We start from the raw sequence: 12161 nt of genomic DNA on the forward strand, positions 1-12161 counted from the left end.
GCCAAAGAGAATTAAGAAATTGGTTTAAAAAGAGTCAAAAAAGGAATAAATAATCAAGTAGGGAAAGTAACATGCGTTCCGACTTTGAGGTGGATATTTCAATGTTTTAAAGGTATTCATTATGTGATTTTAAACGGAGTTAAACAAATTGTCAATTTAACAGAAGAAAGGCGTTTTATATTGAGTTTATTACCTGCATCTTGTCAAAGATATTATCTATAAATTGAATTGGATAAAGCAAAAATAATAAAAGAATAAGAGTCTAATGATATCAAATGAGAAGAGGAAACTCTCCTTCGTTTGTGCTGAGTCTTGCTAAGTTTTCAATGAGTATAAATCTTCTTAATTTGATTATTTTTCCTAAAAATTTAATGAAAAGAGAAATATTCTTGCCCAGGTATGATTTTCGGACTTTTTAAAACTATGTATTTTTTTATACTACATTTTGAAGTGCGGAATCTGGGTTTTAACATTACCTAAGCCCTTTGCCTGATAAATTGAATCTATCTAAGGACAATAACTTTCCATTACTCGTCCAAAACTATAAATTTTTTCGTAATAGTAGGTACTAACTTTATCCCCTTTATCGGATAAAGTATCGATCGCAATTTTATTCCTTCCTACATCTTGCCCTGAACTATGAATATAATAGTTATCTCCTAAATAAAGGGCAACATGATCCACTCTTTTATTAGCAAAAAATATCAAATCTCCTGGTAATAATTCCTCATCAGAAATCTTTTGTACGAAGTCTTCTTGCTGATAAGAATCCCTCGGTAACCAGATTCCTGATGCAGAAAAGGCAGCTTGCATAAGTCCCGAACAATCATAATTAGGAGCAACTGTACCACCCCAAAAATAGTAATTAGGTTGTGCCATTGCTGTCTTAGTAAAAGCAATAATTTTAGGGATACACTTTGCAATTTGCTGACGAGATATTTTTTTATGTTTATAATTTTCTGGAGCAGATTTTAAGGTAGGCAAATCATTTAAAGACAACCAAGCCAAGTAACCATCTTCACATAATTGAACCTGTATAAATTGGTTAGTAATGGTTTTTTCTAGTAGCTTAATATGTCTTTGGGTGGCTGCTTGGGTAGCCAACTCTTCCCCCGTTGGCGAATTGTATAAATTGAGGGGAACAGGACAATAATACTCGCGAGAAGTCGATGAAGCTAATAATTCTAGAGACGTTACAGGGGAAGACAATACTAACATATCCTCGTCAGAACCGATAAGATAAAATAAATGTGGATAGGGTTTCGCCTTGATGGTACTAAATATTTTGATTTTGAACACACTTAATTTCGACTCAGTTTCAAAGCACAAGGACAAGATCCAGCCCGAAAAACTGTCACCGTGGCATTAGGTCTCTATTCTAGTTTTTCGCTAAAAACCGAGTTATCAGACCTTTAATCAACTATTAGCACCTTCAGAGACAACGACAGAGAAGGATTGTTAGATGTTCCAAAAATGTCAAGAAATACAGATAAACTCACCCAAAAACTTATTGATTTTTCTGTAAAATTCGCTACAATTTTCTTAGCGTCTCAAAAATAATCGTTTCAGTTCCTTCAGCTTGGGTTGTTATCTAAACCCATTATTCTCTCGTTAAACATTATTAGGCATTACTAACAATGGATTGTAGTAATATTCAGTTTTCTCTACAAAAATCAAAAATCGATTATCAACAACTACAAATGTTGTTTAATCAAGCAGCATTTTGGGCTAGAGAAAGAACCATAAAAGACTTGAAAACTGCTGTTTTAAATAGTAATCCCGTGGTAACAATTTGGGATGATCAAACCATGATTGGTTTTTGTCGTGGAACCTCTGACGGGGTTTATCGCGCTACTATTTGGGATGTGGTTATTCATAAAGAATACCAAGGATTGGGATTAGGTCGTAAGTTGGTTGAAACTGCATTAAGTCATCCTTTGATGAGTCAAGTAGAAAGAGTTTACTTAATGACAACTTATCAACAAAAATTCTACCAAAAAATCGGCTTTCAAGAAAACCAGTCTACCACAATGGTCCTACAAAATACCTATGATCTCAATCCTATTTCTTTAGGGGATAGTTCTATGATAACCGAACCAAAGGAATTAGATACTGTAACCGTGTAAGAGTTTCTGGTTTACTTTGGGGGGAGATATCTAAAAGAGTTAAGTCTCCCCCCATTTTTGCTGATAAGGTTTGACATAATATCAAGGTCATCCTTGGTGATAATTGTAAGTTTTCATTCCATTTTTTAAGAGAAGCTAAGGTTAAATTATAAGTTTGTAAGTCTTCTTGTTCTTTTTCCCACTGCCGAAAAGAACAGGGAATATCAATCAGAAGTGTTGCAGAATCTTCTCTTTCATTTAATTGACTTGTGATTATAATTTTCCCATCTTCTATCAGATTGAGTGCGGTATCAACCAAAGTAGTTAATACTTGAGTTAAACGGGCTTTGTCTGCTTGAATAAAAATCTTTGTTTCGGGCTGCTTTAATTCGATTTTATAATTATAATTTATTGCTTGAAATTCCGTTAACTCAGAAACTTCTTCAAGAATATCATTCAAACAAACTGTTTCAATAGTAAGCTCAATTTTTCCATAATCGATCTTAGAAATAGTGACAATTCTATCGATAGTTGCTACTAATTTTTTTGCTGCTTCAAACCCTTGTTGTAAAAACTCTTTTTCTTCTTGAGTATCTTCACACAAATCGCCTAAAATTAATTGATGTAAACCCATCAAACTGCTCAAAGGAGAACGTAATTCGTGTGCAGTTTTCGCTAAATAACCACTTTTAAACTGACTAATTTGTGCTGTCATCAAGTAAGCTAATTTAGTTGCTTCTAGTTCTTGTTCTATTGTTTGTATCTTTTCCATTAGTCATTTCCTGTTAATTGAATACTGCCTTGACGCAAAATTATCCATCCTTGATTTGTCCATTTTGCCACAGTTGAAGGCAAACCACTACCGTATTTTTTACCATTGTTTAAAGGTTCTTTATCTAAGACCAAAGCATTAGGAAAACTAACCACAATTTCCCTTAATTTCTCTTTAGGTGGTTCTCCTGATAGATTTGCACTTGTTGTGGCTAAACATCCCGTTTCTTTCAGTATATTTCGGGCAATAACAGAATCAGGAATACGGACTCCTATGGTACTATTATCAAGAGGGTTCATGTCTTTGGGTACTAACTCAGAAGCTGGTAAAACTAAGGTTAATTGGCCTGGCCAATATTTCTGGACTACTTCTTGCCAGATGCGGAATTCTTCCGGGGTTCCTTGAACATATTTCCAAATAGCTTTAGGGGATGACCCCATCAAAATCAAAGGTTTATCGGGGGGACGTTTTTTGGTGGCAAAAATCAGAGAAGCATAGTTAGGCAAAGCAGCTAAAGCAGGAACCGTATCTGTGGGAAAACTAATCACTTTCCCTTGTTTTACCCCTACAATTAATTCTTGTTGAGAAACTTTTGGCATTTGATATATTTAGTTTGTTTGAGAATCTAAGTTTAATCTAGAGGTTAACTTTGATTTTAATGTTGCGTCCAAGACTGCTATTACAGCGAAGGATATCTCCTGAGTGGATACTAAGGGTTAACAAACATCTTACCCAAAATTGCTGATAATAAATTAAGTTTTATAGATCAAATGTTAAAAACATCAGCAAGTCGTTCCCTGATTACCCTAAACGTCGTAGGATAGATCAGGAACCGCCAATGACTAATTTTTTCCTTAACTAACTCATCAGAAGGATTATAATGACTCAAGCTAATTCTAATTTAAGCGTTGATGAGGCTCTCAAAATTCTCAAAGATTATAGCTGTCTTCAGATTAAAATTGTGGATTTTGCAGCCGATAAACATAAATTACGCCAAGCAATCAAAATCGTTTCAGATTTATGTGAAACAGAAAATATTGGTATTTGTGCAGATAATTTTCAAGAAGGATTTACAACCCTCGAAAGTTACCTGAAAGCTTTAGGATTATGTGAAAAATTGGAAAAATTGCCTACTGCCCCCCGAGGAACTCCTATTTATATCAAATTTAATACAGAAACCATGTCCTATTATGTGGATTATTACGCAGGAAGTTATCGGGGAGTCCTCATTTCTTGCCAATCTGATAACCATAATTTAGTGGGAACCTACGGGCATTTTCCTCTCAATTTATTTGCATAATTCTTGTCTATTTCTCTCACCTTAACAAGTTTCTAGGTTATGAAATTTGGTATTATGGAAGAGAAACCATTGTTAGTTAATTTCAGATCCAAAATATGGGAGAAACCATCACCTTATTATCGAAACGAGAAATTGAAAAAATGCGTCAGGCCGGACGTTTAGCAGCACAACTTTTGGACCATTTGACCCCCATGGTTAAACCAGGGGTTACTACTTTAGAACTTAATGATGAAGCGGAAAAATGGACTCAAGCACACGGTGCAATCAGCGCGCCTTTAGGTTATCATGGTTTTCCCAAATCAATTTGCACCAGTGTTAATCATGTGGTTTGTCATGGTATTCCTAATGCAAAACAGATCCTCAAAGAAGGGGACATTATTAACATCGATGTTACCCCTATTTTAGATAGTTATCATGGCGATACTTCCAGAACTTTTTTTGTGGGGACTCCCTCTCCTTTGGCGAAAAGATTAGTAGAAGTGACTGAAAAATGTTTAATGGAAGCCATTAAAACCGTTAAACCAGGGTCAAGGATTGGGGATATTGGTGCTATTATTCAAGAATGTGCTGAACCCCAAGGTTTTTCTGTGGTGAGAGATTTTGTAGGCCATGGTGTTAGTAAAGTTTTTCATACTGCCCCCCAAATCCCCCATTATGGTAAACGAGGAAAGGGTAAAAAATTACGCAGTGGGATGGTATTTACTATCGAACCGATGATTAATGAAGGTACTTGGGAAGCAGTTATTTTAAAAGATGGTTGGACTGCTATTACTAAAGATCGTAAATTATCCGCACAGTTTGAACACACTATTGCTGTGACAGAAACAGGAGTAGAAATCTTAACCCTTTCTGATTAATTATTAATTAACAGGGTAAAATGTCATTTAAACTATGATTAAAGTTCTTCACTTTTCAGATATTCACCTCGGTAGCGGATTTTCTCACGGAAAAATTAACCCTCAAACTGGTTTAAATACCCGTTTAGAAGACTTTGTTAACTCTTTAAGCTTATGTATTGATCGGGCCATCAATGAACCCGTTGACCTCGTTTTATTTGGGGGTGATGCCTTTCCTGATGCCACTCCACCTCCTTATATTCAAGAAGCTTTTGCTGCTCAATTTAGACGCTTAGCTGATGCGGATATTCCCACCATTTTATTAGTAGGAAACCACGATCAACATTCTCAAGGAAATGGAGGGGCCAGTTTATGTATTTATCGTACTTTAGCGGTTCCTGGTTTTATTGTTGGCGATAACTTAATTACCCATAAAATAGCCACTAAAAACGGTGATATACAAGTCATTACTTTACCTTGGTTAACTCGCTCCTCTTTGTTGACAAAATCCAAAACAGAAGGGTTATCTTTAGACGAAATTAATCAGTTATTAATCAAAGCCTTAGAACCAGTTTTAGAAGAAGAAATTAGGAAATTAGATCCCGATATCCCCACCATTTTATTAGGTCATTTAATGGTTAGTCGTGCTAGATTTGGGGCAGAACAATTTTTGGCTGTGGGACGAGGTTTTACCATTCCTATTTCTTTATTAATTCGTTCTGAGTTTGATTATGTCGCCCTAGGCCACGTCCATAAACACCAAAATCTTAATCCTAATAATGATCCCCCTGTAATTTATCCAGGTAGCATTGAAAGGGTTGATTTTAGCGAAGAAAAAGAAGAAAAGGGCTATGTTTTATTAACCCTAAAAAAAGGAGAAGTTGATTGGAATTTTTCCCCCTTACCTGCTCGCCCTTTTCTGACGATCAAGGCTGATATTTCTCAAGCAGAAGATCCCCAAAGTGCATTGGTTAAAGCCATCGAAAAAAAGACCATTGAAGAAGCAGTTATCAGGGTTAATTATCAGATTCGTTCCGAACAATTAGAGCTAATTAATAATGCTGTAATTCATGAAGCTTTAAAAGCTGCCCATAACTATACCATTCGTCCTGAAATTATCAGTCAATTATCTCGTCCTCGTCTTCCAGAATTAGGAATCGGGAAAAGTTTAGATCCCATCGAAGCGTTGAAAACCTATCTTGATAATCGAGAAGACATCAAAGATATTGCCGAGGATATGTTAGAAGCAGCAGAATTACTATTAAATGAAAGTTAAACCACTGATCACGAAGACATTTTATTAAACTTGAGGGGTTCAACCTCAGCCACTTTGGCAGCTTGAGTTGCAGATGAGGTGACAGGGGAAGCGGAAGAAGCTTGAATCACTTCTGGGTTGAAGCGATAACCCACATTGCGAACCGTTTGAATTAAACTGGGTTGACGGGGATCTGTTTCAATTTTTTTGCGTAGAGACAAGACATGGGTATCGATGGTACGAGGGTTATCGATCGCCTCTGGCCAAGCCCGTTGTAGCAATTCTGAGCGACTGAGGGGGTTTCCTTCAGCTTGTGTCAGGACGTAAAGTAAGCTAAATTCTTGAGGGGTTAAATCCACAAAATCACCCCTAAACTGCACCCGACGTTGTACCAGATCAATTTTGAGGTCACCATAATCGAGAAATAAAGGAGCAGAAGCTACACGCACCCGTCTAATCAAAGCTTCCACCCGAGCCATAAATTCCTGCATTCCGAAGGGTTTAGTCAGGTAGTCATCGGCACCAGCTTTCAACCCTTTGACAATATCTTTTTCTGTACTCTTTGCCGATAAAATAAGGATCATGGACTGCCTTTGTTGATGGAGCCATTGGCACAACTCCAGGGGATCTCCGTCAGATAGATCAGCGTCAAGGATCACTAAGGTGGGTTGACGGCGGTTAAAGACACTACGGGCCTGTTGCAGATTAGCACATTGTTGGGCGGTGTAACCTGCTTGTTGCAGATGCCAGCCTAATAATGAGCGTAGATGAGGATTCCCCTCAACAATAGCGGTATAAATGAGACTCACCTTAGTTTTCGTCCTTCTAGTTTGACAGTCATTAGCCTAACAAACGTATTGTCAGGAGTTTGTAACATCTGTTACCTGGTTTTTGGGCATTTCCTAAGAAAATCTTAAGTTTTTGCAAAATTTATTGCTTTGTTGTCCGATTTGTCAGTATGGTTTTCAAATGTGTGAGACGAGTGTAGAATACAAGGTGACGAATCGGTAAAATTTTCTTAAATTTTTCGTCCATCTGAGATTGTCGCTTGTTTTCCCGTTAATGATTTATTAAAATCAAAACATTTATCTGTTATCAACATCTCTTTAGGTCATTTCTCTCGATTGATTATGCTACAACATCCTTTGGCAATTCGTTATTATCAAAACCTTACAGACAGCATGGTAGATCTGTGGAACAGAGGTCGCCGCTTTGATGAAATTCAGTGTTACATGGACGGTTACCTGGCCTGTCTGCGTCAGATAGACGTTTTAGAACCCTATTTAATCCATCATTTAGAAGAAGATGCTGTGCGTTTTCTCCGAGATCCTTCTAATTTTGAGTTACCTGCTTTACAACCGGAAACCGATTATTATTAAACACCCGCTTTGTTCTCAGTATGTTCAAAGAAAATGCAATTATTATTATAGACTTTTTTCAATTTATATGTTGGCCCGCATGAGCGGGCTTATTTTTTTAGGAAGCTAAAGCCACTTCTATCATTTGCTGTAGTTCACCTTTTTGGTACATTTCGTAGACAATATCCGCACCGCCAATAAATTCTCCGTTGATATAGACTTGGGGAATGGTTGGCCAGCTAGAATACTCTTTAATTCCTTGACGAATCTCTTCATCCGCTAAAACGTCCACGGTTTCATAAGAAACCCCCAGGCTGTTAAGAACTTGTACTACATTATTAGAGAAACCACATTGAGGCATTAACTTAGCACCCTTCATAAAGACCAGGATTTTGTTATTGTTAACAAGTTGGTCGATTCTGTCTTTGAGTTCTGGGGTCATACTTTACTCCTTATGCTTAACTGATTTATTTTAATGATAGTATCGTTTTATCATTGGGCAGCTTCCCAAGCTTGAGGGGTGTAAGTCTTGAGGGCTAGGGCATGAATGACATTAGATGCCATAGCGTCTTGAACTGCGCCATAGACCAATTGATGCTGCTTAACCATGGTTTTTCCTTCAAACTCAGCAGAGACAACGATCGCCTCAAGATGATCGCCTCCACCAGTTAGATCCCTAACCACGACTTGAGCATCTGGGAGTTGGGCCTTAATCATATCTTCAACTTGTGTCAGTGCAACCATTGTTTTTTCTGTGGAAAATGAATAAAAATAATACAATCAGTTTACAACTTATTTTATCAAAAAATAAAAAAGATGATGACCATTTGGGTAAACGAACAAATTGATCCGTCTGGAATAGTCTATTCCTGTATTGCTTGCTGCGATCAAAAGTCAGCAGAAGATTGTCACGAAACCTGGTTGAATAACCTGACGGAAGCACAAAAACAACAAGGATGGGTTGCGACTTTAAGAACTGTGGACTCTTGGGATGAGGTTCCTGTTAACGCACTAAAATTAAGTGTTTAAATTTATAAAATTAGTTAAGATATTTGACAATTTCATTTGAATATGCTTCTAAGACTTAAGAAATTGATTAGATTCCTTAACCCATTATCATTTAATAGCCCAACCTATCCTCCCAAAAAATACGATACTTTTGAAGGAGTTTTTAAGCCCACATTGCTCACTATTTTAGGGGCAATTATGTACCTAAGAATCGGTTGGGTTGTAGGTAACGCTGGCTTATTTGGAGGGTTAGCAATTGTCTTATTATCCGTGAGTATTACCTTAGCCACTGGGCTTTCTATTGCCTCTATTGCTACAAATACTCGTATGGGAGAGGGGGGACCCTATGCCATGATTTCTAAGTCTTTGGGGTTAGAAATAGGGGGAAGTGTGGGTCTTCCTTTATTTGTTTCCCAAGCTTTAGCTGCTGCTATGTATATTTTTGGGTTTCGAGAAGGATGGTTATTTTTGTTTCGGGATCATTCCCCTTTAGTAATTGATTTAGTAGCCTTTTTTCATTTTTATTATTGCTTATATCAGCGCTTATTTCGCTTTTAGGGTTCAATATTTAGTTCTGATTTTGATTATTTTATCCTTAATTTCTATCTTTTCTAGTTCTATAACTTGGGAAACTACCGGAACTTGGTAAGATTGGGGTGATTTCCCTAACACTAATTTTTGGGGTGTTTTTGCCGTCTTTTTTCCTGCAACTACTGGTATTATGTCGGGGGTTAATATGTCAGGAGAACTAAAAAATAGTCGTAAAAATATTCCTATAGGAACCCTTTCTGCTATTGGACTAAGTACGATTGTTTATATTATTTTGTGTTGGTGGGTAGCCCGTGCAGCCAGCCCTCAAGAACTTATTAATAATTATACTATTTTAATCGAAAAATCTCGTTGGCAACCTTTAGTATTAATGGGGTTACTAGCAGCAACATTTAGTGCTTCTTTATCTTCTCTAGTGAGCGCACCCCGTATTTTAATGGCCCTGGCTAAAGATGGGGTAATTCCTTGGGGCAATAGCTTAGCTAAACTCTCTAAAAATGGGGAACCTCGTCGGGCTTTATTGGTAAGTGCGACCCTGGTTTTACTAGCTTTATTATTACGGGACTAAAATGCAATTGCTCCTTTAATAACCTTATTTTTTCTTCTAACTTATGCCACTATAAACTTAGTGGTTTTAGTGGAATCTAGTTTGAGTTTAATGAATTTTAGACCACCATTTAGAGTGCCAATCATTGTTCCTTTATATGGAATAATTGGCTGTGTTTTGGCTATGTTAGTGATTCGTCCTTTTCTGAGTTTAGTAGCTATTACTATCGTTTTTGGTATCTATTTACAGTTAGTTAGCGTACCCAAAGAAAAACGTTCTACTGATGTGAGAAGTGGTATTTTTGCTGCGATCGCTCAATGGTCAGCTATGAAAGTAATACAATTAGATTTAACCAATGTTAGGGCTTGGAAACCAACTTTTTTAGTTCCCATTGAAGACGGTTCTCAATTATTAGGAGAGTTTCGTATCTTATTAGGGTTTGCTGAATAAAAGCAAAACCCTATTCTTTAAAAGGTTACACCCATATTCGCGATCGCAAAAAAGATCAGCTTTGTCGGCTACAAACCGCTATAATTGGTAGAAACACCTCCCAGTTGTTGGTCAAGAACAAATGTATCGAAAAGAGGAGCAACCTTTACCGCCCCCAGAAAAATTTGAATTACCTTTCGAGGGCAAATTGTCCCCCAATAATCGTTGGGTAATCATGGCAGAGTTGATACCTTGGGATGATTTTGAGGAAGAATATACTAAACTTTTTTCAGCAGAAAAAGGTGCGCCAGCCAAACTATTTAGAATGGCATTAGGGACATTAATTATTAAGGAAAAATTAGGAACAAGTGATAGAGAAACTATAGAACAGATTAGAGAAAATCCCTATCTACAATACTTTATAGGTTTAAATTGTTATCAACAAGAGCCACCACTGGAATCTTCAATGCTAGTTCATTTTAAGAAAAGAATTGATGGAGAATTGATAAACAAAATCAATAAAAAAATAGTAAAAAGAGAAATAGACAAGAGTGATAAAGAAGTAAAAAAAAAGGATTGTCTCCAAGAAAAAGGAGAAAAAATAAAAAATAAAGGTAAACTAATTTTAGATGCGACTTGTGCGCCAGCAGACATCAAATACCCAACGGATTTAGGCATATTAAATAAAGCCAGAATTGAGACAGAAAGAATAATAGATAATCTTTATAAACCATTAAGAGTAAAATTGAGAAAAAAGCCGAGAACTTCTAGAAAAATTGCTAGAAAGGAATACTTAAAAGTAGCTAAAAAACGAAAAGTATCTTATCAAGAAAGAAGAAAAGCTATCGGGAAACAGTTAAAATACCTTAAGAAAAATTTAGGAAATATAGAAGACTTAATTCAAGCTGGGGCTTCCCTGGAAAATCTGAGTAAAAGACAGAAAAATTGTCTAGAGACTATCAAAAAAGTTTATGAACAACAACAGTCAATGTGGGAGAATAAGACCCAGAGTGTTCCTCAAAGAATTGTAAGTTTAACTCAACCGCATATTCGTCCAATAGTGAGGGGAAAAGCAGGAAAACCAATAGAGTTTGGAGCTAAACTCTCAGTAAGCTGTGTAGATAACTATGTGTTTCTATACAAAATAAGTTGGGAAAACTTCAATGAATCTTGTCATTTAAAAGAACAAGTAGAAAAGTATAAAGAAACGTTTGGCTATTATCCCGAATCCGTCCATGTAGATAAAATTTATCGAACTAGGGAAAACAGAAATTGGTGTAAGGAAAGAGGGATAAGAATCAGTGGTCCGAAGTTAGGAAGACCTCCGAAAAATGTCAGTGAAGAAGAAAAGAAACAAGCCCACTCCGATGAATGCTTCCGTAATGCTATTGAGGGAAAGTTTGGACAAGCTAAACGAAGATTTAGCCTAAATCTCGTGATGACAAAACTCCCTGAAACCTCCATTACATCTATTGCTATTACATTTTTTGTTGTCAATCTTTCTAAACTTCTGAGGCAGTTTTTGTCGCTTTTTTTGTCCTTATTTACTAATAATAGAACAAGGGAACTCATCAAACCGCCTTTCATTAATTTTGATTATACTTTAAACAATTTTTATGTACTAAAACTTATTGATTTGTCAGAAAATTCTTGGTCAAAAGTGGCATAAATTTTGGAGAAACTTTTTCAGCAAACCCTAAAATATAGCAATCAGTAATGATTTATTGACGAGCTTGCAGATCCCCCCCTTATNNAAGAGGGTAGGGGGGATCTGCTTTTCCCTTTTACTAATATAATTCTCCAACTGACACTGATGTATATGGGGGGAAGGGGGTTTAGCAAGGCAAACCCCTACATCTATTAAGAAGGGTTATATTAGCGGCCAAGAATCTTAATAACATCAACTAGCCTAGTCCTCCCCAAATGCCCCCAATAATTAAAGTGAAGAACAGCGCCGAACACAATAACAAACTCTCAACTAAAAAACCTGCCTTCTTGGACC

The 12161-nt window shown here is 36.6% G+C and carries 15 protein-coding genes and 2 pseudogenes; 11 read left to right on the plus strand and 6 right to left on the minus strand.

Annotated features, from left to right (window positions below; translation table 11 throughout):
- Positions 1-222, plus strand: a pseudogene (locus CWATDRAFT_RS34600) (IS1634 family transposase); the annotation flags it as partial.
- Between the two features lie 285 nt (positions 223-507).
- Here CWATDRAFT_RS34600 and CWATDRAFT_RS24865 read toward each other — a convergent pair.
- A complete protein-coding gene (locus tag CWATDRAFT_RS24865; RefSeq protein ID WP_007307605.1) occupies positions 508-1218 on the minus strand; it encodes a C40 family peptidase in 711 nt (236 codons plus the stop codon).
- 419 nt (positions 1219-1637) lie between these two features.
- Here CWATDRAFT_RS24865 and CWATDRAFT_RS24870 point away from each other — a divergent pair, with 419 nt between their 5' ends.
- On the plus strand, positions 1638-2126 hold the full coding sequence (locus CWATDRAFT_RS24870) for a GNAT family N-acetyltransferase (protein ID WP_007307591.1): 489 nt from the start codon (positions 1638-1640) through the stop codon (positions 2124-2126).
- Here CWATDRAFT_RS24870 and CWATDRAFT_RS24875 read toward each other — a convergent pair.
- Together CWATDRAFT_RS24875 and CWATDRAFT_RS24880 are read right to left on the minus strand one after the other, a co-directional pair.
- A complete protein-coding gene (locus CWATDRAFT_RS24875; protein WP_007307604.1) occupies positions 2083-2877 on the minus strand; it encodes a sensor histidine kinase in 795 nt (264 codons plus the stop codon). The two genes, CWATDRAFT_RS24870 and CWATDRAFT_RS24875, sit on opposite strands and share 44 nt — an antisense overlap.
- Positions 2877-3476, minus strand: a complete 600-nt coding sequence (locus tag CWATDRAFT_RS24880) for an L-threonylcarbamoyladenylate synthase (protein WP_007307603.1) — start codon at positions 3474-3476, stop codon at positions 2877-2879. The genes CWATDRAFT_RS24875 and CWATDRAFT_RS24880 overlap by 1 nt, the downstream gene beginning before the upstream one ends.
- A 281-nt stretch (positions 3477-3757) precedes the next feature.
- Here CWATDRAFT_RS24880 and CWATDRAFT_RS24885 point away from each other — a divergent pair, with 281 nt between their 5' ends.
- The 3 genes from CWATDRAFT_RS24885 (at position 3758) to sbcD (ending at position 6289) form a co-directional block, all read left to right on the plus strand.
- On the plus strand, positions 3758-4177 hold the full coding sequence (locus tag CWATDRAFT_RS24885) for a DUF1824 family protein (protein ID WP_007307592.1): 420 nt from the start codon (positions 3758-3760) through the stop codon (positions 4175-4177).
- 95 nt (positions 4178-4272) lie between these two features.
- Positions 4273-5034, plus strand: a complete 762-nt coding sequence (gene map, locus CWATDRAFT_RS24890) for a type I methionyl aminopeptidase (protein WP_007307593.1) — start codon at positions 4273-4275, stop codon at positions 5032-5034.
- Positions 5035-5068: 34 nt separating this feature from the next.
- Complete coding sequence (gene sbcD / locus CWATDRAFT_RS24895; protein WP_007307594.1) at positions 5069-6289, plus strand: exonuclease subunit SbcD; 1221 nt, start codon at positions 5069-5071, stop codon at positions 6287-6289.
- Positions 6290-6297: 8 nt separating this feature from the next.
- Here sbcD and CWATDRAFT_RS24900 read toward each other — a convergent pair whose 3' ends face one another.
- Positions 6298-7077, minus strand: a complete 780-nt coding sequence (locus tag CWATDRAFT_RS24900; RefSeq protein ID WP_007307602.1) for a response regulator transcription factor — start codon at positions 7075-7077, stop codon at positions 6298-6300.
- Positions 7078-7398: 321 nt separating this feature from the next.
- Here CWATDRAFT_RS24900 and CWATDRAFT_RS24905 point away from each other — a divergent pair, with 321 nt between their 5' ends.
- Positions 7399-7647 carry a DUF6761 family protein gene (locus CWATDRAFT_RS24905; protein ID WP_007307595.1) on the plus strand — a complete coding sequence of 83 codons (249 nt, stop codon included), beginning with the start codon at positions 7399-7401 and terminating at the stop codon, positions 7645-7647.
- Positions 7648-7744: 97 nt separating this feature from the next.
- Here the strand turns inward: CWATDRAFT_RS24905 and grxD are convergent, their stop codons facing one another.
- Both grxD and CWATDRAFT_RS24915 read right to left on the minus strand, forming a co-directional pair.
- The gene (grxD, locus tag CWATDRAFT_RS24910; RefSeq protein WP_007307601.1) at positions 7745-8068 is read right to left on the minus strand and encodes a Grx4 family monothiol glutaredoxin; all 324 of its coding nucleotides are present in this window, start codon (positions 8066-8068) and stop codon (positions 7745-7747) included.
- 50 nt (positions 8069-8118) lie between these two features.
- The gene (locus CWATDRAFT_RS24915) at positions 8119-8370 is read right to left on the minus strand and encodes a BolA family protein (RefSeq protein ID WP_007307600.1); all 252 of its coding nucleotides are present in this window, start codon (positions 8368-8370) and stop codon (positions 8119-8121) included.
- 75 nt (positions 8371-8445) lie between these two features.
- Between CWATDRAFT_RS24915 and CWATDRAFT_RS24920 the strand changes: the two genes are divergently transcribed.
- The 5 genes and pseudogenes from CWATDRAFT_RS24920 to CWATDRAFT_RS24930 all read left to right on the plus strand — a co-directional run bounded on the left by CWATDRAFT_RS24920 (position 8446) and on the right by CWATDRAFT_RS24930 (position 11828).
- The gene (locus CWATDRAFT_RS24920) at positions 8446-8655 is read left to right on the plus strand and encodes a hypothetical protein (protein ID WP_035828670.1); all 210 of its coding nucleotides are present in this window, start codon (positions 8446-8448) and stop codon (positions 8653-8655) included.
- Positions 8656-8808: 153 nt separating this feature from the next.
- Positions 8809-9192, plus strand: coding sequence for a hypothetical protein (locus CWATDRAFT_RS40465; RefSeq protein ID WP_232287194.1), 384 nt, complete (start codon positions 8809-8811; stop codon positions 9190-9192).
- Positions 9193-9346: 154 nt separating this feature from the next.
- Positions 9347-9751: pseudogene (locus CWATDRAFT_RS40470) on the plus strand (amino acid permease); the annotation flags it as partial.
- A 114-nt stretch (positions 9752-9865) separates the two neighbouring features.
- Positions 9866-10180, plus strand: coding sequence for a hypothetical protein (locus CWATDRAFT_RS40475; protein ID WP_232287195.1), 315 nt, complete (start codon positions 9866-9868; stop codon positions 10178-10180).
- Positions 10181-10301: 121 nt separating this feature from the next.
- Positions 10302-11828, plus strand: a complete 1527-nt coding sequence (locus CWATDRAFT_RS24930; RefSeq protein ID WP_007307599.1) for an IS5-like element ISCwa2 family transposase — start codon at positions 10302-10304, stop codon at positions 11826-11828.
- Positions 11829-12161: the final 333 nt, after the last annotated feature.

Source organism: Crocosphaera watsonii WH 8501, from assembly GCF_000167195.1.
Lineage (GTDB): Bacteria > Cyanobacteriota > Cyanobacteriia > Cyanobacteriales > Microcystaceae > Crocosphaera > Crocosphaera watsonii.